This is a genomic window from Streptomyces echinoruber (assembly GCF_014651135.1).
GTDB lineage: Bacteria > Actinomycetota > Actinomycetes > Streptomycetales > Streptomycetaceae > Streptomyces > Streptomyces echinoruber.
In genome coordinates this window covers 187,097-213,650 of sequence record NZ_BMWH01000002.1, presented here as the reverse complement: position 1 = coordinate 213,650, position 26,554 = coordinate 187,097, and the positions used below count along the sequence as shown (strand labels likewise).

The window sequence follows — 26,554 nt, the reverse complement described above, 5'->3', positions numbered from 1 at the left end:
CCAGACTCGCGTTAAGCACCTCAATCAACCAACCTAGTAAGCGGATTTGAGACTGTGTCAACAAGGGGGCGGTCGTGGGTGACGCCGTAATAGCCGGAACGCTGATGATCATGGCTGTAATGCTGGGGGCCGCTCTGCTCGCGGTAGCGCTGCTGTCCTGGGGATGGAGAAAGCACAACAAACACATCACCCAGCTGCGCGCTGAGATGACCGCAGTCAAGATCGCCGCCATCACGAGCGCGACCACAACCACCCCACCCGCCACCGGGACAGCAGCCCCCGCGCCCACCCCCGTCCCCGACCCCGCTCCGAGCGACGACACCGATTGCCAGCCGACCAAACGCCGACGGCATCTCTCCCTCTACCTCGGCGGCGGCGGACTCGCCGCCATCTTTATGCCCGCGATCACCACCACCCACCGCTACAAGGTAGCCGCGGCCGCAGCCGCGACCGTCTCGGTCGCCGTCGTCGGCAGCAGCGCCCTCAGCCTCACCCCCTACCAGCTCGACCGCCACTCCCCCGGCAAGGTTCCGCCGGCGACCGCCCCCGACCACGCAGGCCTCGACAGCGAGCGCACGACGGCCGATCTGGTCACCAGACCGGAGACGGTCGTCGACCGCCGCCGACCCCTGCGCACCACCACCCCCACACCGGCCCCGGCCGCCACAGGGGCAGCGAACAACACGCGGGCGGGCACCTCCCCCACCACCGGCGCCGCGTCCGGCCACGGCACCGAACCGAGCGAGCAGCCGGCCACCAGCCCCACCGCGACCGAATCACCGGCCGGGCCGGCCGGCGGCGAGCCGTCCACGCCGCAGCCGACAAGCCGGGAGAGCACGCCGCCCAACCACGCCAGCAGCCCCGGCCGCGGCCACGCCGGCAGCCCCGGCCGCGGCCACGCCGGCAGCCCCGGCCGCGGCCACGCCGGCGGCGACGGGCCCGGCAAGAGCGGCGAGTGCCACGGCAAAGCGCCCGGCAAGTGCGGCTGAACCCGCACAGTACGACGCGGAAAGGGGCCCCGAGGTTTCGGGGCCCCTTCGCACTGCACCGGCTCTACACGGGCGTCTCCTGGCTGCTCGCCACCATCCCGCGACAGGACTGAACGCGCGCCCGCCGGTTGCTCGCCCGGAGGTCGGGCGAGCAACCGGCGGGCATTTCCGTGCTCTGACACTTCGGGCGAGCAATGGGCGAGCAAGTGATCTTGTGGCGCTCGGGTGACGCCCCGGCGTGGCGGTTCTTCGCGCTCCGCCGCAGGTGAGAACGTGTCTGCGGCGGAGCGTCTCGGTGGGGCGGGTGGGACTCGAACCCACGGCCGACGGATTATGAGTCCGCTGCTCTAACCGGCTGAGCTACCGCCCCTCGCGGCGCGTCACGTACACGTGTGCGCGCCGTCTGCCGCAGCATAGCCGCTCATACGATCTCCTGCTTCGGATGGTCGGCTGCGTGCGGCCTTCGTGACCTTGAGGACTCCGCCGCGGGGCCGACGGTTCCCCGGACGGGAAGCCGAATCCGTGGCGCATCCGTGGCCGGACATGAAAAAGGACCCCGGAGGGTCCTCGTTCACGGTGCTCCCCCGACTGGACTCGAACCAGTAACCTGCCGGTTAACAGCCGGCTGCTCTGCCAATTGAGCTACGGAGGACCGAAGCTCCCCCGACTGGACTCGAACCAGTAACCTGCCGGTTAACAGCCGGCTGCTCTGCCAATTGAGCTACGGAGGAACGCCTCGCTGCATCGAACGTACTTACCTGGGTATTCGCCAGGGGGCGCGTGCTCGCTGCGACACATACATTAGCGCAAGCAGGGGGGTGCTCCGCCAATCGGTACCGCCGAGAGTCGCGGACGCGCTCCCCGCCTCCGACGCGACGCAAGGGAAGGGTGGCCGCCATGCGTTACCGGCTGATGTTCCTCGCCGGACTCGCCGTGGGTTACGTGCTGGGCACGAGGGCCGGGCGGGAGCGGTACGAGCAGTTGAAGAAGTCCGCACGTCAGGTCGCGCAGAACCCGGCGGTCCGCAACACCGCGGAGACGGCGGCCCAGCAGGGGCGCCGGATCGCGGGCAAGGCGGTCCACGTGGTGGGCGAGAAGGTCGGCGACCGGATGCCCGACTCGGTGGGCCGCCGGGTGCGCTCGCTGCGGGAGCGCGGCGGGAGCGGCACCGGGCGGGACGTGGACGACTGGGGCACCAGCACCACGCCGTAGCCCTCCGTGACCTTCCGTCGCCCTTCGCGGGCCGCAGGGTGCGGGAGGAGCCACACCGGCATCGGCACCGGCACGACCACAGCCGCACGGCCACCCCCGGCCGTGCGGCAGAATTTTGGCCATGGGGATAGTCGCCGGGTTGGACAGTTCGCCCGATTTCACTCGTATCGTCGTCTGCGACACGGACACGGGAGCCGTGCTGCGGCAGGGATACGCGCCGCATCCGGTGGCGGGCCCGGAGGGCGGGGGCCGGCCCGCCGACGTCGATCCGCAGGCCTGGCTGCTGTCCCTGGGCGAGGCGGCCGGCGGCGGGCTGCTGGAGGGTGTGCAGGCCATCGGCGTGTCGGCGCAGCAGAACGCGCTGGTGCCGCTGGACGCGCAGGGCGCCACGGTGCGGCCGGCGATGGTCGGCGGGGACCGGCGGGCGCAGATCGCGGCGGCCGACCTGGTCGACGCGCTCGGCGGGCGGGAGGCGTGGGCGCAGGCCGTGGGCCTGGTGCCGCAGGCCGTGCACCCGGTGACCAAGCTGCGCTGGCTCGCCCGCACCGAACCCGACAACGCCCGGCGCACGGCCGCTCTGCTGCAGGCCCACGACTGGCTGGTGTGGCAACTGCTGGGCCGGCCGGTGCGGCGCACCACCGACCGCGGCGGCGCCTCCACCACCGGCTACTGGTCGGCCGCCACCGGCGCCTACCGGCCGGACCTGGTGGAGCTGGCGCTCGGTCACCAGGCGATCCTGCCGGAGGTGATCGGGCCCGCCGACGCGGCCGGTACGACGCCGGAGGGGCTGCTGATCTCCGCCGGGACCGGGGAGACCATGGCGGCCGCGTTCGGGCTGGGGCTGGGTCTCGGCGACGTCGTGGTGTCGCTCGGCGCCTCCGGGTCCGTCACGGCCGTCCACTCCGAGGCGCTCACCGACAACACCGGGATGATCACCTCGCTGGCGGACGCCACCGGCATGTACCTGCCGGTCGTCACCACGCTGAACGCCGTACGGGCCCTGCGCGGCACCGCCGAGCTGCTCGGGCTGCCGGACCTGGAGACGCTGTCGGACCTGGCGATGAAGTCGACGCCGGGGGCGCACGGGCTGGTGCTGCTGCCCTACCTGGAGGGCGAGCGGACCCCGCACCTGCCGCACACCGCGGGCACGCTGGCGGGCCTCAGGCGCGAGTCGATGAAGCCGGAGCACCTGGCGCGGGCCGCGTTCGAGGGCATGCTGTGCGGGCTCGCGGACGCGCTGGACGTGCTGCGCGGCCGGGGTGTGGAGGTGCGGCGGGTCTTCCTGCTGGGGCCGGCCGCCGAACTGCCCGCCGTGCAGGCGTCGGCGCCCTCGCTGTTCGGGGCGCAGGTCGTGGTGCCGCAGGCCGCGGACTACGCCGCGCTCGGCGCCGCCCGGCAGGCCGCCTGGGCGCTGGGTGTGGCGCAGGGCACGCTCGATCCGCGCACCCCGCCGGCCTGGCAGGGGGCGGTGGCGCAGGTGCTGGAGCCCGGCGAGGAGCTGGCCGTGGGGCAGGCGGTGCGGCAGCAGTTCGTCTCGGTGCGCGAGCAGACGCACCCCGGGGCGTTTCGCTCGTAGCGCACGCCCTGCCGGACGGTGCGCGTGCAGACGCACCCCGGGGCGTTCAGCGAGCAGACGCGTCCCGGGGCATTTCACGCGCGGTGCACGCCCAGCCGGACGGTGCGCGTGCAGACGCACCCCAGGGCGTTCCGCGAGCAGACACACCCCGGGTCGTTCCGCGCGCGGTGCACGCCCCGCCGGACGCTGCGCGTGCAGCGCACGCCCTGCCGGGGCGGCCGGTCTTCCGCCTCTTCGGGTTAATCGGTTGAGGTAACACCGGTGGAGTGTTCGACGATAGGGGCCAAGGGCGGCCAGGCCCCTTCTTTCGCCGACTCCGAGAGACGTAGCGTGCTGATTCGACTTCTCCGGGCCCATCTCGGGCCCTACAAGAGACCCATCGCCCTGGTGGTGCTGCTGCAGTTCCTGCAGACCTGCGCCACCCTGTACCTGCCGACGCTGAACGCGCACATCATCGACAACGGTGTCGTCAAGGGCGACACCGGATACATCCTCACCTTCGGCGGCCTGATGATCGGCATCTCGCTGGCGCAGGTCGTATGCAACATCGGTGCGGTGTACTTCGGTGCGCGGACCGCGTCGGCGCTGGGCCGGGACGTGCGGGCCGCCGTGTTCGACCGCGTGCAGTCCTTCTCCGCGCGCGAGGTCGGCCAGTTCGGCGCGCCCTCGCTCATCACCCGTACGACGAACGACGTGCAGCAGGTCCAGATGCTGGCCCTGATGTCGTTCACCCTGATGGTGTCCGCGCCCATCATGTGCGTGGGCGGCATCGTCATGGCACTCGGGCTGGACGTGCCGCTGTCCGGGGTGCTGGTCGCGGTGGTGCCGGTGCTCGCCCTGTGCGTGACGCTGGTCGTACGCCGGCTGCGGCCGCTGTTCCGCGGCATGCAGGTCCGCCTGGACACGGTCAACCGGGTGCTGCGCGAGCAGATCACCGGCATCCGGGTCATCCGCGCCTTCGTCCGCGACACCTACGAAAAGGAACGGTTCCGCGGGGCGAACGCCGACCTGACCTCGTCGGCGCTGGCCACGGGCAACCTGCTGGCGCTGATGTTCCCGATGGTGATGACGGTGGTGAACCTGTCGTCGATCGCCGTGGTGTGGTTCGGCGCGCACCGCATCGACAGCGGCGGCATGGAGATCGGCGACCTGACGGCGTTCCTCGCCTATCTGATGCAGATCGTGATGTCCGTGATGATGGCCACCTTCATGTTCATGATGGTGCCGCGCGCGGAGGTGTGCGCCGAGCGCATCCAGGAGGTGCTCGACACGTCGTCGAGCGTGGTGCCGCCGGCCGCGCCCGTCACGCAGCTGCGCGGCCGCGGGCACCTGGAGATCCGCGGCGCCGGGTTCCGCTACCCGGGGGCCGAGGAGCCGGTGCTGAAGAACATCGACCTGGTGGCCCGCCCCGGCGAGACCACCGCCGTCATCGGCTCCACCGGCAGCGGCAAGTCGACGTTGCTGGGCCTGGTGCCGCGGCTGTTCGACGCCACCGAGGGCGAGGTCCTCGTCGACGGCGTGGACGTGCGGGACCTGGACCCGAGGACGCTGGCGCGCACGGTGGGCCTGGTGCCGCAGAAGCCGTACCTGTTCGCGGGCACGGTCGCCACCAACCTGCGCTACGGCAATCCGGACGCCACCGACGAGGAGCTGTGGCACGCGCTGGAGGTGGCGCAGGCCAAGGAGTTCGTGCAGCGGTTGGAGGGCGGCCTGAACGCGCCGATCGCGCAGGGCGGCACCAACGTCTCCGGCGGTCAGCGCCAGCGCCTGGCCATCGCCCGCACCCTCGTGCAGCGCCCGGAGATCTACCTCTTCGACGACTCCTTCTCGGCCCTGGACTATGCCACCGACGCCGCCCTGCGCGCCGCGCTCGCCCAGGAGACCCGGGAGGCGACCGTCGTGATCGTCGCGCAGCGGGTGGCCACCATCCGCGACGCCGACCGGATCGTCGTCCTGGACGAGGGTGCCGTCGTCGGCACCGGCCGCCACCACGAACTGATGGCGGACAACGAGACCTACCGGGAGATCGTGCTCTCCCAGCTCACGGAAGCGGAGGCTGCCTGATGGCCGGGCCGATGGGGCGGATGATGGCCGGGGGCGGCCCGGACAGCCGCTCGATGGACTTCAAGGGCTCGGGCAAGCGGCTTGTCGCCCGGTTCCGGCCCGAACGGCTCACCATAGCCGCGCTGCTGCTGTGCGTGGTGCTCAGCGTGGGCCTCAACGTGGTCGGGCCGAAGATCCTCGGCCGCGCCACCGACCTGGTCTTCGGCGGGATCATCGGGCGGCGGATGCCCGCCGGCCTGACCAAGGAGCAGGTGCTGGAGGGCATGCGGCAGCGCGGCCAGGGCGACATCGCCGACATGCTGAGCGGCACCGACTTCACCCCGGGCCGGGGCATCGACTTCGACCGGGTCGGCGGCGTGCTGCTGCTCGCGCTCGGCACCTTCCTCACCGCCGGCCTGCTGATGGCGGTGGCGACGCGCCTGGTCAACCGGACCGTCAACCGCACGATGTACCGGCTGCGGGAGGACGTGCAGGGCAAGCTGTCGCGGCTGCCGCTGGCCTACTTCGACAAGCGGCAGCGCGGCGAGGTGCTCTCCCGCGCCACCAACGACATCGACAACATCGGCCAGACGCTGCAGCAGTCGATGGGGCAGCTGATCAACTCCCTGCTGACCATCGTCGGCGTCCTGGCGATGATGTTCTACGTCTCCTGGCTGCTGGCGCTGGTGGCGCTGGTGACCGTGCCGCTGTCGTTCCTCGTCGCCACGCGCGTCGGCAAGCGCTCGCAGCCGCACTTCGTGCAGCAGTGGCGCACCACCGGCCAACTCAACGCGCACATCGAGGAGATGTACACCGGGCACACCCTGGTGAAGGTGTTCGGGCGGCAGGAGGAGTCGGCCAAACTGTTCGCCGAGCAGAACGAGGCGCTGTACGAGGCCGGTTTCCGGGCGCAGTTCAACAGCGGCATCATGCAGCCGCTGATGATGTTCGTCTCCAACCTCAACTACGTCCTCGTCGCCGTCGTCGGCGGTCTGCGCGTCGCCTCCGGCGCGCTGTCGATCGGCGACGTGCAGGCGTTCATCCAGTACTCGCGGCAGTTCTCGATGCCGCTGACGCAGGTGGCGTCGATGGCGAACCTGGTGCAGTCCGGCGTCGCCTCCGCCGAGCGCGTCTTCGAGCTGCTGGACGCCGAGGAGCAGGAACCCGACCCGCAGCCGGCCCAGAAGCCCGAGCGGGTGCGTGGCCGGGTGGAGCTGGAGCACGTGTCGTTCCGCTACGACCCCGACAAGCCGCTCATCGAGGACCTGTCGCTGAAGGTGGAGCCGGGGCACACGGTGGCCATCGTCGGCCCGACCGGCGCCGGCAAGACCACGCTGGTCAACCTGCTGATGCGGTTCTACGAGGTCACCGGCGGGCGCATCCTGCTCGACGGGGTGGACATCGCGCGCATGTCGCGGGAGGAACTGCGGGCGCAGATCGGCATGGTGCTGCAGGACACCTGGCTGTTCGGCGGCACCATCGCGGAGAACATCGCCTACGGCGCCTCGCGGGAGGTCACCCGCGGGGAGATCGAGGAGGCGGCGCGCGCCGCGCACGCCGACCGGTTCATCCGCACCCTGCCCGACGGCTACGACACCGTCATCGACGACGAGGGCTCCGGGGTCAGCGCCGGTGAGAAGCAGCTCATCACCATCGCGCGGGCGTTCCTGTCCGACCCGGCGATCCTCGTCCTGGACGAGGCCACCAGCTCCGTCGACACCCGCACCGAGGTCCTCATCCAGAAGGCGATGGCCAAACTGCAGCACGGCCGTACGTCGTTCGTCATCGCCCACCGCCTCTCCACCGTCCGGGACGCCGACACGATCCTGGTGATGGAGAACGGCGCGATCGTGGAACAGGGCACGCACGGCGAGCTGCTGGCGGCGGGCGGGGCGTACGCGCGGCTGTACCAGGCGCAGTTCGCGCAGGCGGTTGCCGAAGTCGACTGAGCCGACGGCCGTTTGAAGGGCCCGGGGCCGCTCACCGGACGGTGAGCGGCCCCTCCCGTCTGCCCGGGCGCCGGTCCGGGCGCCGGCCTGGGTACCGGTCCGGGGATGCTTCCGGGGATGTCAGTCCAGGTAGCCGCGCAGCTGGTCGGCGAAGGCGTGGTCGCGCAGCTTGTTGAGGGTCTTGGACTCGATCTGGCGGATGCGCTCCCGGGTGACGCCGAAGATGCGGCCTATCTCCTCCAGGGTGCGGGGGCGGCCGTCGACGAGGCCGTAGCGCAGCTGCACGACCTTGCGCTCGCGCTCACCGAGGGTGGACAGGACGGCCTCCAGGTGCTCGCGCAGCAGCAGGAAGGCGGCCGACTCGACGGGGCTGGCGGCGTCGCCGTCCTCGATCAGGTCGCCGAGCGCGACCTCGTCCTCCTCCCCGACCGGCGCGTGCAGGGAGACGGGTTCCTGGGCGAGGCGCAGCACCTCGCCGACCCGCTCGGGCGGCAGGTCGAGCTGGGCGGCGACCTCTTCCGCGGTCGGCTCCCGGCCGTGCTCCTGCAGCATGCGCCGCTGCACCCGCACGACGCGGTTGATGAGTTCGACGACGTGCACGGGGACGCGGATGGTGCGGGCCTGGTCGGCGAGCGCCCGGGACATGGCCTGGCGGATCCACCAGGTGGCGTAGGTGGAGAACTTGTAGCCGCGGGCGTAGTCGAACTTCTCCACCGCGCGGATGAGCCCGAGGTTGCCCTCCTGCACCAGGTCCAGCATGGTCAGTCCGCGGCCGACGTACCGCTTGGCCACGGACACCACGAGCCGCAGGTTGGCCTCGATCAGGCGGCGCTTGGCCATGCGGCCCATGACGACGAGCCGGTCGAGGTCGCTCGCGAGCCGGCTGTCCAGGTCGGGGGTGGTGTGGAGCTTCTCCTCGGCGAACAGGCCGGCCTCGACGCGGCGGGCGAGTTCCACCTCCTCGGCCGCGGTCAGCAGCGGGATGCGTCCGATCTCGCGCAGGTACTGGCGGAACAGGTCGGAGGAGGGACCGCCGGTCTCCGGACGGCCGGCCGGCGGCTCGGCGGGCTCCGGTCCGGGCTCTGATCCGGGCTCCGGCTCGCCGCCCGCGAGCGGCTCGGACGAAGGGTCGGACGAGAGGTCGGGGTCGTCAGAGCCGTCAGGGTCGTCGGGGCCGGGTGCCTCCGGGAGTTCGGCGGGCTCCGCGCCCGGCGCCCGCACCGGGCCGGACGGGGTGCGCGGGCCGGCCGCGGGGCGGAGCACGGCACGGCTTCGCCGGGCGGCGGCGAGGACGTCGTTCTCCGCGTCGGGCTCCAGGCCGTCCGTGATGCTGCTGTCGGTCTGCGTGAGGGTCTGGGTCTGCACGGGGGGCGACCTCCAGGATGATCGCTGCCGAAGCGTGCGGCAGCGGTTTTTCGGGGCGGAGTCGGCGGCCTCGCCGCTGTCCGTCCCGTACGCGACGAACGGAACCGCGGGACCGACGGACCCGCCCGGGACGGATCGGCCGCGCTCCGAGGACTCAGGCACCGCACCCAGTGTGGGGTACGACACATCGCTGCCACGAGGGGCGTGCGATGACTTTTTGCGTCCGGTCCGTGACCGGTCGGTTACTCAGGTCGTTTGACGATCGGATGGATCGACCGCCGGGCCCGTCCGCCCGGTCGGATGAGGCAGGATGGAACGCATGGGTGAGAACGAGGAGCTCCGGCGGCGTATCGAGGCGCTGGAGGCGCGGGTCGACCAGATCGTGGAGCAGCAGGTGACCACGCACAATCTCGCCGTGGGCTCCGACCGTGACGTGGCCGCACTGCAGGTGCAGCGGCGGGCCGACATGCAGGTGATCCGGGCCCTGCGGGAGACCCAGCTCGAGCACGGCAGGACGCTGGAGGCACACACCAGGACCCTGGCCGAGCACAGCGAGCTGCTCGGTGCCCTGGTGGCCGGTCAGGCGCAACAGGGCAGGCTGCTGCAGAGTCTGGCCACCGGGCAGGCCGCCATCCTCGACCACCTCGGCATCACCCCGCCCGAGCAGCCGCAGGAACCCGAGCGGCCGTAGAAACCCGAGCAGCCGCGGGATGAGCGCGCCGCCCGCCTCACAGCGCCTGTGCGCCGCGCTCCCGCAAAGCCTGGTCGTACTGCTGGAGGACCCACAACTCGTTCTGCACGGAGGCCAGTTGGGCGTGGTCGCCGGTGGCGGAGAGGCGGGCGACGGCGGACTGCAGGTCGCGGACGCGGCGTTCGACGGCGCGGCGGCGGACGGTGACGAGCTGGGCGCCGGCGTAGGTGGCGTCGACCTCCCGGCGGATCAGGATGGGCTCGACGGCGAGTTCGGTGACCATGGCGCGGACCCGGTCGTCGGGGGCCGCCTCGCGGACGCGGACCAGGTACTCCTGCGGGTCCTGGACGCCCTGCTCGGCGCCGCCGGCGTCCATGATGGCCTGGCGGACGGCGGCGTAGGGCGGCGCGGTGAACTCGTCGACGCCGTACGCGTCGAAGGCCGGGGAGACCAGCTCGGGGCGCTGCAGGGCGAGCTTCAGCAGTTCGCGTTCGGTGGCGTAGACCGGGTTGCGCAGGTTGAGCGGGGGGCCGGAGGGGGCGCGGGGCGGGGCGTACGGGGTGTGGTCGCCGTACGGCTGCCGCGGTGCCGCGGGGCGCCGGCCGGCGGCGGGGCGGCCGCCGCCGTCGCGGTGGCGGCGGGCGAGCTGGGCCACCCGGCGGACCACGAACTGGGTGTCGAGGATGCCGAGCAGGCCGGCGAGCTGGACGGCGACCTCGTGCTGCGCGCCGGTGTTCTTGATCCGGGCGACGACGGGCGCGGCCTCGTCCAGGGCGGCGGCGCGGCCGGCCGGGGTGTCCAGGTCGTAGCGGCCCACGATCTGGCGCAGCGCGAACTCGAAGAGCGGGGTGCGGGGTTCGACCAGGTCGACGACGGCCTCGTCGCCCTTGGCCAGGCGCAGGTCGCAGGGGTCCATGCCGTCCGGCGCGATGGCGATGTAGGTCTCGGCGGCGAACTTCTGGTCGTCCTCGAAGGCCCGCAGCGCCGCCTTCTGGCCGGCCGCGTCGCCGTCGAAGGTGAAGATGACGCGCGCGGAGCCGTTGTCCATCAGCAGCCGGCGCAGGATCTTGATGTGCTCGGTGCCGAAGGCGGTGCCGCAGGTGGCGATGGCGGTGCGCACCCCGGCCAGGTGGCAGGCCATGACGTCGGTGTAGCCCTCGACGACGACCGCGCGGGAGGTCTTGGCGATCTCCTTCTTGGCGAGGTCGATGCCGTAGAGGACCTGGGACTTGCGGTAGATCGCCGTCTCGGGCGTGTTCAGGTACTTCGGGCCGGTGTCCGCCTCGTACAGCTTGCGGGCGCCGAAGCCGACGACGTCGCCGCCGATGTCGCGGATGGGCCACATCAGCCGTCCGCGGAAGCGGTCGATGGGGCCGCGCCGTCCCTCCTGGGCGAGGCCGGAGGCGAGCAGCTCCTTGTCGGTGAAGCCCTTGCCGCGCAGGTAGCGGGTGAGGTGGTCCCAGCCCTGGGGGCTGTAGCCGATCCCGAAGTGGACGGCGGCGGCCTGGTCGAAGCCGCGCTCGGCGAGGAAGACCCGGCCGGCCTCGGCCTCCGGGCTGGTGGCGAGCTGCTCGGCGTACCACTCGGCGGCGATCTTGTGGGCCTCGACCAGGCGGATCCGCTCGCCGCGCTGGTGGGCGGGGTTGTAGCCGCCCTCCTCGTAGCGCAGGGTGATGCCCGCCTGGGCGGCGAGCCGCTCGACCGCCTCCGTGAAGGAGAGGTGGTCGATCTTCATCACGAAGGCGATGGTGTCGCCGCCCTCCTGGCAGCCGAAGCAGTGGAAGAGTCCCTTGCTGGGGCTGACCTGGAAGGAGGGCGTCTTCTCGTCGTGGAAGGGGCACAGGCCCTTCAGGTTGCCGCCGCCGGCGCCGCGCAGCTGGAGGTACTCGGACACCACGGCGTCGATCGGGACGGCGTCCCGTACCGCTTTGATGTCCTCGTCGTTGATCCGTCCTGCCACGGGGTGATTCTACGGGGGCGCCAGGACACTCCCGTCGTGCCGTGGACGGCTACGGGACCAGGCTGTCCAGCGGGACGTGCGGGTCGGCCAGCGCCTCGACGTCCACTTGTGCCTTCGTACGAATCAGTCGCTGGACGGGGTCCGTGACGTCCCACACGTTGACGTTCATCCCGGCCAGCACGCGGCCCTGCCGCACCCAGAACGCGAGGAACTCGCGCTTCCCGGCGTCCCCCCGGATCACCACTTCGTCGTAGCTTCCCGGGGGCGCCCAGCCGGAGTACTCCATGCCCATGTCGTACTGGTCGGAGAAGAAATAGGGCATGCGGTCGTAGACGACGTCCCGGCCGAGCATGGCGCGGGCGGCGGCCGGGCCGCCGTGGAGGGCGTTGGCCCAGTGCTCGACGCGCAGCCGGGTGCCGAACAGGGGGTGCGGGAAGGCCGCGACGTCGCCGGCGGCGTGGATGTCGGGGTCGGAGGTGCGCAGCCGCTCGTCGACGACGATGCCGCCGCCGTGGCGGCGGTCGGCGACCTCCAGCCCGGCCGACTCGGCGAGCGCGGTGCGCGGGGCGGCGCCGATCGCGGCGAGCACGCCGTGGCAGGGGTGCTCCTCGCCGTCGTCGGTGCGGGCGGCGAGCACCATGCCGTCCTGGCCGACGATCTCGGTGAGGCGGGCGCCGAAGTGGAAGCGGACACCGTGCTCGCGGTGCAGCTCGGTGAAGATCTGGCCCAGTTCGGGGCCGAGGACGCCGTGCAGCGGGGTCGGCTCGGGTTCGACGACGGTGACCTCGGCGCCGTACTCGCGGGCCGCCGCCGCGACCTCCAGGCCGATCCAGCCGGCGCCGGCGATCACGAGGTGGCCGTTGTCCCGGCCGAGGCCGGTCAGGACGCCGCGCAGCCGCTCGGCGTGGGAGAGGCGGCGCAGGTGGTGCACGCCGGCCAGGCCGGTGCCGGGGATGTCCAGGCGGCGCGGTTCGGCGCCGGTGGCCAGCAGCAGCTTGTCGTAGCGCACGGAGGTGCCGTCGTCGCCGTAGCGGACCGTCTTCGCGGCGCGGTCGATCGCGACGACGGTCTGGCCGAGGTGCAGTTCGACGTCGTGCCGCGCGTACCAGGCGGGCTCGTGCACGAAGACGCTGTCGCGTTCCTCCCTGCCCAGCAGGTAGCCCTTGGACAGCGGCGGGCGCTCGTAGGGGTGGTCGCGCTCGTCGCAGATGAGGATCACACGGCCGTTGAAGCCCTCCGCGCGGAGTGTCTCGGCCGCCTTCGCACCGGCCAGACCTCCTCCGACGATGACGAATGTCTGATCCGCGTCGACCACTTGTTGCCTCCTCGTCAGGATGCCGCCCTCTGCGAGCCTCCCGCACGCAGCGTGATGCGGGAAGGGGGAGTGGCCCGATCAGGCCACGCAGGGTCACCTTCGCGTCCCGGAGATGTCCCTGAGGTGTCCCTGTGAGGTGTCCCTGAGGTGTCTCTGAGGTGTCTCTGAGGTGTCTCTGAGGAGCGCACGCGTCCCGGAAGGCGCAGGAGGGGCGGGCCGCCGTCACGGGTGCCCCGCGAGGCGGGCGTGAAGCGAGCGCGCCGAGGCGTCGGTGAGGGACGCTATCTGGTCGACGATCACCCGTTTGCGGGCGCGGTCGTCCGGGGCCCGCTCGAACAGGGCGCGGAACTGCGGATCGAGGCCGTCGGGCGCGCGGGCGGTGAGCGCCTCGGCGAGCTCGGTGACGACGACACGCTGCTCGGCGCGCAGCCGCTCCTGCTCGGCGCGCTGCATGACGTAGCGGTCGGCGACGGCCTTGAGGACGGCGCACTCCATGCGGGTCTCGCGCGGCACGACGAGTTCGGCGCCGTAGCGGGTCAGGCCCCCGCCGGCGCCCGAACGGCCCGGGCGGTGGCCCCAGGCCGCGCGCGTGGCGTTCTCGGCGGCCAGGCAGAAGCGGCCGATGAGCTGACTGGTGGCATCCTTCAGGCGGGCCTGGGCCACGGCCGTGCCGTCGTAGCCGTGCGGCCACCACTCCTGCGCCTGGAGCCGGTCGAGGGCCCCGGCGAGTTCCTCCGGGTCGGTGCCGGCGGGGACGTAGCGGCCCAGCGCCACCGCGAACACCTCCCGCCGCTCCGGTCCGGCGTACAGGCTGCGGGGGTCGATATGACCGGCGCGCAGGCCGTCCTCGACGTCGTGCACCGAGTACGCCACGTCGTCCGACCAGTCCATGACCTGCGCCTCGAAGCAGGTGCGGGCGGCGGGGGCGTCCTTGCGGACCCAGTCGAAGACGGGCCGGTCGTCCTCGTAGACGCCGAACTTGGGCGAAGCCGGATCGGTGGGGTGGGCGCCGCGCGGCCAGGGGTATTTGGTGGCGGCGTCCAGGGTGGCGCGGGTGAGATTGAGGCCGACGCTGACCAGGTCGCCGGTCGCCGAGTCGGTGACGAACCGCTTGGGTTCGATCCTGGTCAGCAGCCGCAGCGACTGGGCGTTGCCCTCGAAGCCGCCGCAGTCGGCCGCGAACTCGTTGAGCGCCTGCTCGCCGTTGTGCCCGAAGGGCGGGTGCCCCAGGTCGTGACAGAGGCAGGCGGCCTCCACCAGGTCCGGGTCGCAGCCGAGGGCCGCGCCGAGTTCGCGGCCGACCTGGGCGCACTCCAGCGAGTGGGTGAGCCGGGTGCGGGGGCTGGCGTCCCAGGCCGGGCCGCACCCGTCCGGGGTGACCACCTGGGTCTTGCCGGCCAGGCGGCGCAGCGCCGCGGAGTGCAGCACGCGCGCGCGGTCGCGCTGGAAGGCGGTACGGCCCGGCCGCTTGTCGGGCTCGGGGGCCCACCGCTCGACTGACGCCGGGTCATAGCCGTGCGGGTCGTGGCCGGGGGGGCCGTAGCCGGGTGGGGATGCGCTGCCTGTCATGTCTCGACAGTAAGCGCACGCGGTGACAGTCGGCGGGGGGCGGCGCGGGGGCGGGGGCCGCCACGGGGGCGGGGGCCGCCGGGTGTCGGGTGCCGGATGCCGGATGCGGGGCCGACGGGTGCCGGGCGCGACGGGTGCCGGGCGCGGCAGGTCTCGGGTGCGACGGGTGCCGGGCGCGGCAGGTCTCGGGTACGGCGGGTGCCGGGCGCGACGGGTGCCGGGCGCGGCAGGTCTCGGGTACGGCGGGTGCCGGGCGCGACGGGTGCCGGGCGCGGCAGGTCTCGGGTACGGCGGGTGCCGGGCGCGACGGGTGCGGGCCGTCCGGGGCGGGACGTGCGGGGTACGGGTGGGTGCGGGTCGCGTGGCCGTCCCGCGTCCCGCCCGCGGCCGTCCCGCGGCCGCCGGGCGTCTCAGGCCGGCGTCAGGGCCGGTCGGGGGGCGGCCGCGGCGGCCACCGTCTCGTCGTAGCGGTGCAGGACCAGGCGGGCCAGCGCCGGGTGGGGGCCGAGGGGGGCGGAGGCGATCCAGGGGGCCGCCCGCGCGCACTGCGTGGCGAAGCGGCCCGGCGCGGTGAAGCAGGAGGCGACGGCGACCCGGTGGCGGCCGCGGGCGGCCAGGGCGCCGACGGCGTCCGCGACGGTGGGCACGGCGGCGGAGGCGTAGGCCGCGAGGACCGGCACGCCGAGGCGTTCGGCCAGCAGGGCGGCGGTGCGGCGGGTACCGGCCCGCGACTCGGGGTCGCGCGAGCCGGCGGCGGCGAGCACGACCGCGCTCGTGCGGCGCGCGGCGTCGTCCGGGACCGGGGGCCAGCCGGCCTCGGTGAGGCGGGCGTGCAGGGCCTCCACCAGGAGCGGGTGCGGGCCGAGCGGCGCGGCCACGCGCGCACGGGCCCCGGCCGCGGCCACCGCCTCCGGGATGTCCCGCTTGACGTGGTGGCCGCGGCCGAACAACAACGGCACCAGGACGGCCCCCGCGCCGCCGAGGGCGGCCAGGGTGTCCGGCAGCAGCGGCTCGTTCAGCTCGATGTGCCCGAGGTGGACCGGCAGGGCGGGCCGCAGCGCGCGGACGCGGTTCACGAGCGCCCGTACGGTGCGCAGGGCGCGCGGGTCGCGGCTGCCGTGCGCGACCAGGACGAGCGCCGGGGGCGCGGGGCGGTGCCGACCACCGTGCGCGACGGGGCCGGGCCGGGTGGCGGGCCGGGCGGCGGGCCGGCTGCCGGCGCGGTTCACGGGCTGGGCCGTGCCGTCGAGGTGGTTCACGAGCTGCGCCGTCCTGTCGAAGTGGTGCACGGGCTGCGCCGTGCCGTCGAAGTGGATATCGCCGGGCAGCGGGCCGCCGGGACCGGGCGGGAAGTCGTCGTGCGGGGGTTTCGGCACCGTCATGCACCGATGGTCGGCGCGGCACGTTGCCGGGCCGTTGCGCGGGCGTCACGGGTGTTTTCCGCGGGTTCACCGCGGGGCGGGCGGGCGGTGTGAGGGACGGTGCGGGCCGCGGCGACGGCGGCGGGCGTGAGGCCGGTCACGCCCGCCGCGGTGAACCGGCGGCCTCCGCCGGGCGTCCCTGACTGTCGGACACGGCCGCGCGAACCCGGGGATCCGGGAGATCCGAGAGATCCGGGCCGGGTCACCGGGCAGTACGGACGAGCCGCGCCGGGCGGTACGGACGAGCCGCGCCGGGCGGTACGGACGAGCCGCGCCGGGCGGTACGGACGGGCCGCGCCGGGCGGTACGGGCGGCCCCGGCGGCCGGGAGAGGCCGTCGGGCAGCAGGGGGAGGGACGGGAGGGACACGGCATGGACGTGCGTCGGCCGCGGATCCGCCGGCCGCGGCTGCCGCGCACCCGCGCCGGGCGGCGCCGCCTGGTGCGGACCGCGGTGCTCGCCTGCGTGCTGGCGCTGCTGCCGGCGACCTGGCTGCGCCTGACGACCGCCGGCCGGCTGTACACGGCGGCCGACGTGCCCCGCACCGACGTCGCCGTCGTCTTCGGGGCGGGCCTGTGGCACGGCGAGCCGTCGCCGTACCTCGCCCGCCGCCTGGACGCGGCGGCGGCCCTGTACCGCGCCGGCCGGGTGCGGGTCGTCCTCGTCACCGGCGACAACAGCCGCAAGGACTACGACGAGCCGGATGCGATGCGCCGCTACCTCGTCCGGCACGGCGTCCCCTCCGCCCGCGTCGTCGGCGACCACGCCGGCTTCGACACCTGGGACTCCTGCGTGCGCGCGAAGAAGATCTTCGGCGTGGACCGGGCGGTGCTCGTCAGCCAGGGCTTCCACATCCGGCGCGCGGTCGCGCTGTGCCGGGCGGCCGGCGTGGCGTCGTACGGCGTCGGGGTCGACGACCGGCACGACGTCACCTGGTACTACGGCAGCACGCGGGAGGTGTTCGCGGCGGGCAAGGCGGCCCTGGACGTCCTCCTGCGGCCCGACCCGACGTTCCTCGGCCCGAAGGAGCCGGGCGTGGCGCGGGCGCTGGCCGGGGCCCGGCGATGAACCGGTGAGTCCTCTCCCGCTTGAAGGCGGGAGATTCTCTCCCTGGCGTCCGCCTCACGGCGCGGGCGGCCGGGCGGGGAGGTCACCGTGCCGGTCGCGTAACGGGCGGCGCCCCGGCGCGTAACACGCCCGGCGCACGCTGAGCGGCATGCAGAACCCCGTCACGGCCCCTGCCTCCGCCCCCTCCCCCGCCCCGACCCCGATCCCGACCCACTGCCCCTACTGCGCCCTGCAGTGCGGCATGAACCTCGTGCCCGTGCCGGACGGCACGGTCGAGGTGGTCGAACGGGCGGACTTCCCGGTCAACCGGGGCGCGCTGTGCGGCAAGGGCCGTACGGCACCGGCGGTGCTCTCCTCCCGGGTCCGCCTGACCTCCCCGCTGGTGCGCTCCGGCGGCACGCTGGTACCCGCCGGCTGGGACGAGGCGCTCGACCGGATCGCCGAGGGGCTCGCGCGCACGCGGGCGCGGTACGGGCCGGACGCGTGCGGGGTGTTCGGCGGCGGGGGGCTGACGAACGAGAAGGCGTACCTGCTGGGCAAGTTCGCCCGCGTGGTGCTGGGCACCTCGCAGATCGACTACAACGGCCGCTTCTGCATGTCGTCCGCGGCGGCGGCCGGCACCCGGGCGTTCGGGCTGGACCGGGGGCTGCCGTTCCCGCTGGCGGACATCCCGAAGACGGGCTGCGTGATCCTGGTCGGCTCCAACCTCGCCGAGACCATGCCGCCGGCCCTGCGCTACTTCAATGAACTGCGGGACAACGGCGGCACGTTGATCGTCATCGACCCGCGCCGCACCCGCACGGCCGAGCAGGCCGACCTGCACCTCGCGCCCCGCCCCGGCACCGACCTGGCCCTCGCCCTGGGCCTGCTGCACCTGGTGATCGCCGAGGGCCGCACGGACGACGCCTACATCCAGGAGCGCACCACCGGCTGGGAGGACGCCCGGGCCGCGGCGATGGCGCACTGGCCGGAGCTGGTGGAGCGGATCACGGGCGTGCCCGTGCCCCAACTGCGCGAGGCCGTAAGGATGTTCTGCGAGCCCGAGCACGCCATGGTGCTCACCGCGCGCGGGCCCGAGCAGCAGTCCCAGGGCACCGACACGGTCGGCGCGTGGATCAACCTGTGCCTGGCCACCGGCCGTGCGGGCCGGCCGCTGTCCGGCTACGGCTGCCTGACCGGGCAGGGCAACGGGCAGGGCGGGCGCGAACACGGCCAGAAGGCTGACCAGTTGCCCGGCTACCGCAAGCTGACCGACCCGGCGGCGCGGCGGCACGTGGCCAAGGTGTGGGGCGTGGACCCGGACAGCCTGCCGGGGCCCGGGCGCAGCGCCTACGAGCTGCTGGACGCGCTCGGCACCGACATCCGCGCGCTGCTGCTGATGGGTTCCAACCCGGTGGTGTCGGCGCCGCGCGCCGCGCACGTCGAAGAGCGGCTGCGCGCCCTGGACTTCCTGGCCGTGTGCGACGTCGTGCTGTCGGAGACGGCGGCGCTCGCGGACGTGGTGCTGCCGGTGGCGCAGTGGGCCGAGGAGACCGGCACGACCACCAGCCTGGAGGGCCGGGTGCTGCTGCGGCGGCAGGCCGTCGCCCCGCCGCCCGGGGTGCGCAGCGACCTGGAGGTGCTGCACGGGCTCGCCGCCCGGCTCGGCGTCGAGAAGGGCTTCCCCACCGATCCGGAGGAGGTGTTCGAGGAGCTGCGCCGGGCCAGTGCGGGCGGCCCCGCCGACTACTCCGGCATCACCTACCGCCGGCTGGCCGAGGAGGGCGGCGTGTTCTGGCCCTGCCCGGCCGCCCCGGCCATCCCGGCCGAGGACGGCGGGGACAGCGGGGCCGACGGGGCCGGAAGGGACTGCGGGGACGGCGAGGACGCCTGCCTGGACGTGCCCGCCGACGACCCCGCCCGCGAGGCCCCGTCCGGCGCATCCGCCCACGAGGACCCGTCCGCCGTACCCGCCCGCGAGGCCCCGCCCGCCGCCGCATCCGCGTCCACCCGGGCACCCGCCCGCGAGGCCCCGTCCGCCGCCGCGCACCCGGGTACTCCGCGGCTGTTCCTGGACCGGTTCGCCACGCCGGACGGCCGGGCCCGGTTCGCGGCCGTGTCGCACCGCGCGATCGCGGAGGAGCCGGACGAGGAGTACCCGGTGCTGCTGACCACCGGCCGGGTGGTCGCCCAGTACCAGTCCGGCGCCCAGACCCGCCGCGTGGCCGAGCTGAACGCCGCCGCGCCCGGCCCGTTCGTCGAGCTGCACCCGCGGCTGGCGGCCCGGCTGGGGGCGGCCGAGGGCGACCCGGTGGCGGTGGTCTCGCGCCGGGGGCGGGCGGTGGCCCCGGCCCGCATCACCACGGCCATCCGCCCCGACACCGTGTTCATGCCGTTCCACTGGCCGGGCGAGGGCCGCGCCAACACCCTGACCAACCCGGCGCTGGACCCGACGTCCCGGATGCCGGAGTTCAAGGCGTGCGCGGTGCGGCTGGAGGCGGTCGGCGAGGGGTAGGGCCGGCCGGGCTCACCGCCGGGCGAGCCAGTCCCCGCCCTCGATCCGCCTGCCCGCCGTGCGCAGCCGCGCCGCGACGGACGGCGCGGCCAGGTACACCCATGCCCGTACGGCCGCGCCGTCCCGGTCGCGCAGGACGTCCCGCTCGACGCGCTCGTACAGGGTGCGGGCGCCGCCGGGCACGTATCCCTCCAGCCGGTCCAGGGCGGCCAGCAGCTCCCCGTACGCCGCCGGCCGCGCGGAGATCAGCTCCCCGTACACCACCGCGCCGGGCTCCTCGACCGCGTACGGGTAACCGGGGCCGTCGAAGAGCGCCGCCCCCGCGAGGCGGGCCGGCTCCTCGGCGTCGGTGCGTCCGCGCAGGAACAGGGCGTGGTGGGGCTCGCCGGGCCGCAGGGTGCCGTAGACGAAGAAGGGCAGGGTCACGGGGCGGTCTCCTCCTCCAGCCACCGCAGGTAGTCGGCGCTGCCCCGCACGATCGGCGTGGCGATGATCTCGGGCGTGTCGTAGTCGTGGGCCTCGCGCAGGTACGCCTCGAGGGCGTCGTAGCGGGCGCCCGTCGTCTTGAACAGCACCTGCCACTCGGGGGCGGTCCGCACCTCGCCCTTCCAGCGGTAGACCGAGGTGACCGGCCCGGAGACCTGCGCGCAGGCGGCCACGCGCGCCTCGATCGCGCCGCGGGCCAGCGCCTCGGCCCTGCCCTGGTCGTCGGTCGTGGTCAGGACGGTGAGCCAGTCGGCCCCGCTCATGGTCGCTCTCCCTCTCTCGGCCGCTGCCGGGCTCTCTCGACCGCTGCCGGGGCTCTCGTCCGGCCCTCACCGAAGCCCCGCAGGAACGATTCTCACCCCTCACACACCCGCACATGCCAGCTATGGACATGACATGCCGATACCCCTTGAACTCCGCGTGCGCGGCTTGCCTGCGCTTGCCTGCGGCCTCCGGGCCCGCCCCGGGCCCGACCTGTCCGGGGGTGGAGGCCGAAGCTGGCCTGGCACTCTGGAACCCCTCCCGCCGGCGTCTTCCGGAACACCGGCGGAAGGGGGATACGGGGTGCGGCCCTGACCCGAAGCGGCCGCCATGGGGGTGCGTCAGTGCGCCGCTCCGGGGTGCGTCAGTGGGGTGTCCTCGCGAGCACCAGGGCGAGGACCGGGCCGGTCACGGCCGCCACATACGCGGCCAGGCCGGGGACCGCTCTCACGGCCGCCCGCCGCCCAGGGTCTTGTAGTGGTCGCACAGGGCGTTGACGCAGCGGGCGAGCTTCTGCGCCACGGCCACGCGGACCTCCGGCGTGCGGCCGTCCCCGAGCCGCAGCTTGCCGCGCGCGTCACCGACGCAGGCCAGGGCGCAGTGCCGCTGCACGCTGTCCTTCGGAGCCCGCTCCGCGGCCTGCTGGACCTCGGGGATGAGCAACCGCTCGTGCCCGCGCAGCGCCGGCACGAGCGTGTCCAGATCATCAGCGGACAGATCGTCAGCGGAGAGCCCGGCGGCGAAAGCGCGGCGCGCGGTGGCGCGCATCGTGTCGATGTCCGGCGGGCGGGAGTCCTGTGCTGTTCCGGCAGGGGGTGAGGCGGTAGCGTTCATGATGTCGACGCTCCTCGTCAGCGTTGGCCATGCCCCGGGAGGTCTCACCACCTCGCCGGGGTCCGACTCTTCGACCGTAAGGGCGCCTGGAGCAGACCGCCGACCGTAATCCGGTCGCTACTGTCAGGCAGCGAGGATTCCGATTTTGCCCGCGAGTTCGGCCGCCCTGCGGCGGCGGGGCGCCTGCGTCGACTCCGCTTCCTCCAGCAGGATTGCCTTGGCGTAGCCGTTGTACCGGATCGTTTCGGGCGCGGCCTCGAATGCCTTCTCCAATGCCGCGACGGCGACGTCGGGTTGATTGTCCAAGTGGTAGCCGCGGGCCTCTTCGATCCGGTGCCGGGCGCGGCGTGGGCGGGACTTGATGACGTTCCCATCTGCCCTGGTGGCCTGCCGCACGGACTCACCGCCCTGCCGCAACTCGACGGCCACCGTGACCGCGTGAGCACCCATCACAGCGCGGGAGAAGGACGTGACCGGGTGATAGTAGTCGGCCGGCAACCGGGCGGCCATGTCGTTCGCCTTGTCCCAGTGCCGCCACGCCGTACCGGTCTCCTGACGGCGTGCCGCGGTGTAGCCGAGCTCGAACTCCAAGGCGCCGGCGATGGCGAGGATGTCGTCGTCGGCGTCGGGCAGCAGAGGCTCCAGGTAGCGCACGGCTTCGAGGTTGACGGCGTCGGCGGCATCGTAGTGACGGGGGCCCGAGTCGCGGTGGGCTTGTGCCAGCAGCCAGGCGGCGACGCCGATCGTGTGCGGATCCTCCGACTCCTGGGCCGCGACCATGCCGCGTTCGGCGACGCGCCACAGCAGACTCGAGTCCGGCTGGTAGGCGATGAAAAACTGCGACAGCGAGTACGTCTGGGCGAGCAGCGCCTGTGCCTGGCGCCGTTCAACAGCGCTGTCGGCGTACCGTACGAGAGCCTGGGCGTCCCGGATCAGGTCCGGCAGCAGCCTGCCGATGGCCTCGCGGTGGTTCTTCGACGCGTGCCGCGCCTTCCACGCGGCGTGCAGCCGGGCTTCGAGGTGCGCGACGGGCGGCGGCTCGACGTTCGTGGTGAGCGGGAACGCGTCGATGGCGGCCTTGACGGCGGCGAGCCTGGGATGGCCGGGCCCGACGAACAGATCCACGTGCGTATCCGGTCGTCCCGTGAGGTCCGCCAGATCACGCACCCTGAGGACTTCGGCGATGCGCAGCACCGTCTCCAGGCCGGGCGCCTTCTGCTGCCCGTTCTCGATCTTGCGATAGGTGTGCGGCGAGATACCGAGGAGATCGGCGACCTGGGTCTGAGTCATGCCGCGGCGTTCGCGCAGGATCTGTACCCTCTGGCCGAACTTCAGCGGATCGGCGTACGGGTCCGGGCCACCACCGTTGAGCGACACCGTCTTGCCCCTCTCTGAACAGCTCGACACTGCCAGAGTAGGGGCAAGACCGTTCTCGCGTGGGGGATCGGCCGTGCACTCCCTCGAAGCGGCACAGGAAGCCGCCGGGACGAGATCCGTTCGGCCGTCGAGACCTCGGCCGCGGTGGCGGCCCTGTGGTCCGCTGGGCTCGACGGCCGGGCGGGCGCGGTGGCGGACAGCGGACGGGCGGGACGTCGCATCGGTGCTCCCTCGGGCTCGTCACCGGGACCGCGGCCCGCGGCACCCCTGTGCCGCCGGGTCGGTTGCCTGCAAGGTGAGGGAGACGCCGCGCGGACTCCTGTTCCGAGGGTTCCGGCGCATGTTCGAGGCGGTCATCGACGGGGCTGAGCGCACGGTCCGAACGCAGAAGGGGACGGCACGTGATCGAGGCGGAGTTGAAGGCGCGCGTGCACGCGCCCGAGGCGGTCATGCGGCGGCTCGACGAGCGGGCGACGGCCCGCGTCGAGGTGTACCGGGACACCTACTACGACCGGCCCGACGGGTCGCTGGAGAAGGCCGACCGGGAGCTGCGCGTCCGCACGGTGCACGGCCAGGACAGCACTCGCACGGTGCTGACCTTCAAGGGCGCCGCGGTCGACGAGGCGTCCGGGTCCAAGCCGGAGCACGAGACGGTCGTCGCGGACGCCGACGAGGCGCACGCGATTCTGCGCGGCCTGGGCCATGTCCCCGTCATCGCGTTCGAGAAACGCTGCCGGAATTACTCCTTCGAGGCCCGCGGCCGGCACATGCTCGCCACTCTCGTACGCGTCCCGGAGATCGACGGCACCTTCCTGGAAATCGAGACACGCGTCGACGAGGCGGACGTCACCGCAGCCCTGGACGACATCCGTGCGGTCCTCGAGGACCTGGGCATCGGCCCAAAGGACCTGACGCGGGAGACGTACACCGGCGCGGTCGCCGCGCAGCGCCGGTGACCTGCGAGCCCGTCTCCCGGCCGTTCCGCTCATGCGCCGCCCTGTCCGGCCGGGAGGCGGCGGCCCACCCCGCGCTCATCGCCTCCGGGAGGAGCCCGGCCGGCCTCGGTCACCCGTTCGTCCGCGTCCGGTCGCCTGTTCGGGTACTTCCCTCCGATGCCATCGCGTCACGCCGGTGACCTGCTGAAACGCCCCCGAGAGCGGGGGCGCGGGCACCACGCGGCCCGATTTCTGACATGGCGTCAGCAAGCGGGTGTGCCGTACTGCCACTTACCTCGGAAGGGCCGGGGTGCGGCCGACCCGGCGGCACAGGGGTGCCGCGGGCCGCGGTCCCGGTGACGAGCCCGAGGGAGCACCGATGCGACGTCCCGCCCGTCTGCTGTCCGCCACCGCGCTCGCCGTCGCCGCCGCGGGCGGCCTCGCCGCGCCCGCGTGCGCCCAGGACACCGGCGGCCTGGAGGTCTCCCCGCCCTCCGTGGCGCCCGGCGGCGAGGTCACGGTGACCACGACGGCGTGCGGCGGCGGCACCGCCGACGGCGACGCCGGCGCGGTCGGCGCCGGGACGTTCCCGCTGGCGCCCAGCGCGCACGAGGGCGAGGCCATCGGCCGGTTCCGGGTGCCGGAGAGCGCCCAGCAGGGCACGTACGAGATCGTCGCGCGGTGCGCCGAGGGCCGGCACCGCCGGGTCACCGGCGACCTGGTGGTGACGCTGACCGCGGTGCGCGGGCAGGTGCAGCCGCGCGGCAGTGTGAGGACGGGGGTCGGCGGCGCGCTCGGCACCGACCCCGCGCGGACCGCGGCGGGCGTGGCGGCCCTGGCCGTCGCCGCCGCGGGCGGTACCTGGCTCCTGCATCGCCGGGCGAGAGGCGACGGGATCTGACGGGCACCCTCCGCTGCCCGTCCGCCGGTACCGCACGTCCCCGCGCCCCCTCCGGGTCCGACCGCCCCTCGCGGCCCGGAGGGGGCCCGGGCCCCAGGCCAACCACGGGAGGCTCGCGTGCGCAGGGTCGGCAATCACTCCCCCGCCGGTGACGCCCCGGCGGGCCGCGGCCGCGGCCGGATAGCCGGCCGGCGCCCCCGCGGCCCCCGCACCGCCGGCGACGCCGCCATAGCCGGTGCCAGTGTGCTCGCCCTGTTCTGCGGGGTGTGGCTGCTGCACGACGGCACCACCCCCCACCCCCCGCCGCAGCCCGCCGCGGCCGAGGGACACGCCGAGCCGCACGCCGAGCGGCCGGCCGCGGCCGCGCTGCCGCCGTCCGTGCCGCGGCGCATCCGCATCCCCGCGATCCGCGTCGACGCGCCCCTGACGGGCCTGGGGCTGACCCGCGGCGGCAGCCTGGAGGCGCCGCCGCCGGAGCGGAAGAACCTCGCCGGCTGGTACGAGGCCGGCACCACCCCCGGCGAGCGGGGCACCGCGATCGTCGCCGGGCACGTCGACAACGCCGACGGTCCCGCCGTCTTCTACGCCCTCGGCGCCCTGAAGCGGGGCGACGCCGTCGAGGTGACCCGGCGCGACGGCGGCACCGCGGTGTTCACGGTGGACGCCGTGGAGGTCTACGACGCCCGGCACTTCCCCGACGCCAAGGTCTACGGCGCCGCACCCCGCCCCGAGCTGCGCGTCATCACCTGCGGCGGCGGCTACTCCCGCGCCACCGGTTACCGGGGCAACGTGGTCGTCTTCGCCCACCTCACCGGCAGCCGGTGAGCCGCCGGCCGGTGCCTCACCACACACGGGTCGGGGCGGCTCAGCGGTGCGGCGGCCTCAGGCGGCGGCGGGGCTTGGGCACGGACTCCTCCGGCTGCGTGGGGGGAGGGGTCGGCGGGTGGTGGATGCGGTCGGGTCCGGTGACGGGGTGTCAGTCGGCGGGCCGGCCGTCCGGCTCCGCGCGGTTCGCGAAGCTCGCGAAGTAGGCGGCGGCCATGTCCTCCTCCCCGTGGCCCTGTTCGGCGGCCCGCTCCAGGCGCGCGGCGCTCGCGGCGGCCACGTCGAGCGTCACACCGTGGCGCGCGCCGGCGTCCACGATCAGGCGGGCGTCCTTGGCGGCGGTGGTCACCGCGAAGCTGGGCGGGGTGAGGCGGCCGCCGAGGATGACGTCCGCCTTGGCGCGCAGGTAGCCCAGGTCGAGCGCGCCGCCGGCGATGGCGTCGAGGAAGGCGCGCGGGTCGACGCCGAGGCCCTTGGCCAGGGCGAGGGCCTCGCCGGTGGCCGCGTTGACCGCCAGCACCCAGCTGTTGGCGACGAGCTTCAGGCGGGTGGCGGCGGCCGACGCGCCGTCCTCACCGATCCAGAGGGTGCGCGCGCCGACGGCGTCGAAGACCGGCGTGACCAGGTCGCGGCCCTCGGCCGGGCCCGCGGCCAGCACGACGAGGGTGCCGTCCTCCGCGGGCTGCCTGGTGCCGAGCACGGGCGCGTCGTAGAAGACCAGGCCGTGCTCGCGGGCGAGGGCGGCCAGCTCGCCGACGGCCTCGATGCCGGCGGTGGTCGACTGCACCCACGCCGTTCCCGGGCGCAGCGCGGGCGCGGCCTGCCGGACGACCTCCAGGGCCGTGGTGCCGTCGTACAGCATGGTCAGCACGACGTCGGCGTCCCGTACCGCCTCCTCGGGCGTGGCGGTCACGTGCGCGCCGTCGGCGGCGAGCGGGTCGGCCTTGGCGCGGGTGCGGTTCCAGGCGCGGACGGTGTGCCCGGCGCGCAGCAGATTGCGGGCCATCGCGGCGCCCATGATGCCGGTGCCGAGGACGGCGACGGTGAGGGGGCCGGGCGTGCCGCCCGTGCCGGTGGTGTCGGTGGTCTCGGTGGTGTCGGTGGTGTCGGTGGTGTCGGTCATGTCTGCGATCTTCCTCCGGTCGTGTGCCGCCGCGGACCCGGGCGGGGCCGCGGCGGAGGCTGCGGGGCCGTACCGCCCGTGGACTGGGAGCCGTACCGCCCGTGAGCCGGGGGCCGTACCGCCCCGTGGAGCAGCCGTACCACCCACGAGCGGCCCGTACC

At 74.1% G+C, this 26,554-nt stretch carries 20 protein-coding genes, 3 tRNA genes and 1 pseudogene; 11 read left to right on the top strand and 13 right to left on the bottom strand.

Annotation, left to right across the window (positions count from 1 at the left end; genetic code table 11):
- Positions 1-110: 110 nt before the first annotated feature.
- Positions 111-989, top strand: a complete 879-nt coding sequence (locus IE225_RS03780) for a hypothetical protein (protein ID WP_190055842.1) — start codon at positions 111-113, stop codon at positions 987-989.
- Positions 990-1,285: 296 nt separating this feature from the next.
- Here the strand turns inward: IE225_RS03780 and IE225_RS03775 are convergent.
- From IE225_RS03775 to IE225_RS03765, 3 genes are all read right to left on the bottom strand, one after another.
- Positions 1,286-1,359, bottom strand: a tRNA-Ile gene (locus IE225_RS03775).
- 209 nt (positions 1,360-1,568) lie between these two features.
- Positions 1,569-1,641 (bottom strand) — tRNA-Asn (locus IE225_RS03770).
- Positions 1,642-1,647: 6 nt separating this feature from the next.
- A tRNA-Asn gene (locus IE225_RS03765) sits at positions 1,648-1,720 on the bottom strand.
- A 166-nt stretch (positions 1,721-1,886) separates the two neighbouring features.
- Between IE225_RS03765 and IE225_RS03760 the strand changes: the two genes are divergently transcribed.
- The 4 genes from IE225_RS03760 to IE225_RS03745 all read left to right on the top strand — a co-directional run bounded on the left by IE225_RS03760 (position 1,887) and on the right by IE225_RS03745 (position 7,769).
- Positions 1,887-2,201 (top strand): YtxH domain-containing protein, encoded by a 315-nt coding sequence (locus tag IE225_RS03760; RefSeq protein ID WP_190056096.1) that lies wholly within the window; start codon positions 1,887-1,889, stop codon positions 2,199-2,201.
- Between the two features lie 121 nt (positions 2,202-2,322).
- Positions 2,323-3,777 (top strand): xylulokinase, encoded by a 1,455-nt coding sequence (locus IE225_RS03755; protein ID WP_190055841.1) that lies wholly within the window; start codon positions 2,323-2,325, stop codon positions 3,775-3,777.
- Positions 3,778-4,107: 330 nt separating this feature from the next.
- Positions 4,108-5,841, top strand: a complete 1,734-nt coding sequence (locus IE225_RS03750) for an ABC transporter ATP-binding protein (protein WP_190055840.1) — start codon at positions 4,108-4,110, stop codon at positions 5,839-5,841.
- Positions 5,841-7,769 (top strand): ABC transporter ATP-binding protein, encoded by a 1,929-nt coding sequence (locus tag IE225_RS03745; protein WP_190055839.1) that lies wholly within the window; start codon positions 5,841-5,843, stop codon positions 7,767-7,769. Before IE225_RS03750 ends, IE225_RS03745 begins: the two co-directional genes overlap by 1 nt.
- Before the next feature lie 120 nt (positions 7,770-7,889).
- Here IE225_RS03745 and IE225_RS03740 read toward each other — a convergent pair.
- Positions 7,890-9,296, bottom strand: a pseudogene (locus IE225_RS03740) (RNA polymerase sigma factor).
- 157 nt (positions 9,297-9,453) lie between these two features.
- On the opposite strand from IE225_RS03740, the gene IE225_RS03735 reads away from it, so the two are divergent.
- Positions 9,454-9,825 (top strand): hypothetical protein, encoded by a 372-nt coding sequence (locus IE225_RS03735; protein WP_190055838.1) that lies wholly within the window; start codon positions 9,454-9,456, stop codon positions 9,823-9,825.
- Positions 9,826-9,862: 37 nt separating this feature from the next.
- Here IE225_RS03735 and dnaG read toward each other — a convergent pair whose 3' ends face one another.
- The 4 genes from dnaG to IE225_RS03715 all read right to left on the bottom strand — a co-directional run bounded on the left by dnaG (position 9,863) and on the right by IE225_RS03715 (position 16,051).
- Positions 9,863-11,785: a DNA primase gene (gene dnaG / locus IE225_RS03730; protein WP_190055837.1), complete on the bottom strand. Its 1,923-nt coding sequence runs from the start codon at positions 11,783-11,785 to the stop codon at positions 9,863-9,865.
- Between the two features lie 49 nt (positions 11,786-11,834).
- Entirely contained in the window at positions 11,835-13,100 is a 1,266-nt protein-coding gene (locus IE225_RS03725; RefSeq protein WP_190055836.1) for an NAD(P)/FAD-dependent oxidoreductase, read from the bottom strand.
- Positions 13,101-13,322: 222 nt separating this feature from the next.
- The gene (locus IE225_RS03720) at positions 13,323-14,669 is read right to left on the bottom strand and encodes a deoxyguanosinetriphosphate triphosphohydrolase (RefSeq protein WP_190055835.1); all 1,347 of its coding nucleotides are present in this window, start codon (positions 14,667-14,669) and stop codon (positions 13,323-13,325) included.
- A gap of 410 nt (positions 14,670-15,079) precedes the next feature.
- On the bottom strand, positions 15,080-16,051 hold the full coding sequence (locus IE225_RS03715; RefSeq protein WP_190055834.1) for a sirohydrochlorin chelatase: 972 nt from the start codon (positions 16,049-16,051) through the stop codon (positions 15,080-15,082).
- A 416-nt stretch (positions 16,052-16,467) separates the two neighbouring features.
- Here IE225_RS03715 and IE225_RS03710 point away from each other — a divergent pair, with 416 nt between their 5' ends.
- Both IE225_RS03710 and IE225_RS03705 read left to right on the top strand, forming a co-directional pair.
- Positions 16,468-17,157, top strand: a complete 690-nt coding sequence (locus IE225_RS03710) for a SanA/YdcF family protein (protein ID WP_190056095.1) — start codon at positions 16,468-16,470, stop codon at positions 17,155-17,157.
- A 148-nt stretch (positions 17,158-17,305) separates the two neighbouring features.
- A complete protein-coding gene (locus IE225_RS03705) occupies positions 17,306-19,651 on the top strand; it encodes a molybdopterin oxidoreductase family protein (RefSeq protein WP_190055833.1) in 2,346 nt (781 codons plus the stop codon).
- A gap of 12 nt (positions 19,652-19,663) precedes the next feature.
- On the opposite strand, the gene IE225_RS03700 is transcribed toward IE225_RS03705, so the two are convergent.
- The 4 genes from IE225_RS03700 to IE225_RS03685 form a co-directional block, all read right to left on the bottom strand.
- Entirely contained in the window at positions 19,664-20,077 is a 414-nt protein-coding gene (locus IE225_RS03700; protein WP_190055832.1) for a gamma-glutamylcyclotransferase family protein, read from the bottom strand.
- Positions 20,074-20,400 (bottom strand): divalent-cation tolerance protein CutA, encoded by a 327-nt coding sequence (cutA, locus tag IE225_RS03695; RefSeq protein ID WP_190055831.1) that lies wholly within the window; start codon positions 20,398-20,400, stop codon positions 20,074-20,076. Before cutA ends, IE225_RS03700 begins: the two co-directional genes overlap by 4 nt.
- Before the next feature lie 445 nt (positions 20,401-20,845).
- A complete protein-coding gene (locus IE225_RS03690) occupies positions 20,846-21,232 on the bottom strand; it encodes a DUF6415 family natural product biosynthesis protein (RefSeq protein ID WP_190055830.1) in 387 nt (128 codons plus the stop codon).
- A 123-nt stretch (positions 21,233-21,355) separates the two neighbouring features.
- Positions 21,356-22,567 (bottom strand): helix-turn-helix domain-containing protein, encoded by a 1,212-nt coding sequence (locus tag IE225_RS03685; RefSeq protein ID WP_190056094.1) that lies wholly within the window; start codon positions 22,565-22,567, stop codon positions 21,356-21,358.
- 443 nt (positions 22,568-23,010) lie between these two features.
- On the opposite strand from IE225_RS03685, the gene cyaB reads away from it, so the two are divergent.
- The 3 genes from cyaB (at position 23,011) to IE225_RS03670 (ending at position 25,270) form a co-directional block, all read left to right on the top strand.
- Positions 23,011-23,565, top strand: coding sequence for a class IV adenylate cyclase (gene cyaB / locus IE225_RS03680; RefSeq protein ID WP_190055829.1), 555 nt, complete (start codon positions 23,011-23,013; stop codon positions 23,563-23,565).
- A 358-nt stretch (positions 23,566-23,923) separates the two neighbouring features.
- A complete protein-coding gene (locus IE225_RS03675) occupies positions 23,924-24,445 on the top strand; it encodes a hypothetical protein (RefSeq protein ID WP_190055828.1) in 522 nt (173 codons plus the stop codon).
- A 180-nt stretch (positions 24,446-24,625) separates the two neighbouring features.
- Positions 24,626-25,270, top strand: a complete 645-nt coding sequence (locus tag IE225_RS03670) for a class F sortase (protein ID WP_190056093.1) — start codon at positions 24,626-24,628, stop codon at positions 25,268-25,270.
- Between the two features lie 151 nt (positions 25,271-25,421).
- On the opposite strand, the gene IE225_RS03665 is transcribed toward IE225_RS03670, so the two are convergent.
- On the bottom strand, positions 25,422-26,393 hold the full coding sequence (locus tag IE225_RS03665) for an NAD(P)-dependent oxidoreductase (RefSeq protein ID WP_190055827.1): 972 nt from the start codon (positions 26,391-26,393) through the stop codon (positions 25,422-25,424).
- Positions 26,394-26,554: the final 161 nt, after the last annotated feature.

What these genes read in the sequence shown, in the direction of transcription:
- IE225_RS03780 (WP_190055842.1), top strand. Translation starts at nt 111, where the DNA reads ATGGCTGTAATGCTGGGGGCCGCTCTGCTCGCGGTAGCGCTGCTGTCC.
- IE225_RS03760 (WP_190056096.1), top strand. Translation starts at nt 1,887, where the DNA reads ATGCGTTACCGGCTGATGTTCCTCGCCGGACTCGCCGTGGGTTACGTG.
- IE225_RS03755 (WP_190055841.1), top strand. Translation starts at nt 2,323, where the DNA reads ATGGGGATAGTCGCCGGGTTGGACAGTTCGCCCGATTTCACTCGTATC.
- IE225_RS03745 (WP_190055839.1), top strand. Translation starts at nt 5,841, where the DNA reads ATGGCCGGGCCGATGGGGCGGATGATGGCCGGGGGCGGCCCGGACAGC.
- IE225_RS03735 (WP_190055838.1), top strand. Translation starts at nt 9,454, where the DNA reads ATGGGTGAGAACGAGGAGCTCCGGCGGCGTATCGAGGCGCTGGAGGCG.
- IE225_RS03720 (WP_190055835.1), bottom strand. Translation starts at nt 14,669, where the DNA reads ATGACAGGCAGCGCATCCCCACCCGGCTACGGCCCCCCCGGCCACGAC.
- IE225_RS03715 (WP_190055834.1), bottom strand. Translation starts at nt 16,051, where the DNA reads ATGACGGTGCCGAAACCCCCGCACGACGACTTCCCGCCCGGTCCCGGC.
- IE225_RS03705 (WP_190055833.1), top strand. Translation starts at nt 17,306, where the DNA reads ATGCAGAACCCCGTCACGGCCCCTGCCTCCGCCCCCTCCCCCGCCCCG.
- cutA (WP_190055831.1), bottom strand. Translation starts at nt 20,400, where the DNA reads ATGAGCGGGGCCGACTGGCTCACCGTCCTGACCACGACCGACGACCAG.
- IE225_RS03690 (WP_190055830.1), bottom strand. Translation starts at nt 21,232, where the DNA reads ATGAACGCTACCGCCTCACCCCCTGCCGGAACAGCACAGGACTCCCGC.
- IE225_RS03675 (WP_190055828.1), top strand. Translation starts at nt 23,924, where the DNA reads ATGCGACGTCCCGCCCGTCTGCTGTCCGCCACCGCGCTCGCCGTCGCC.
- IE225_RS03665 (WP_190055827.1), bottom strand. Translation starts at nt 26,393, where the DNA reads ATGACCGACACCACCGACACCACCGACACCACCGAGACCACCGACACC.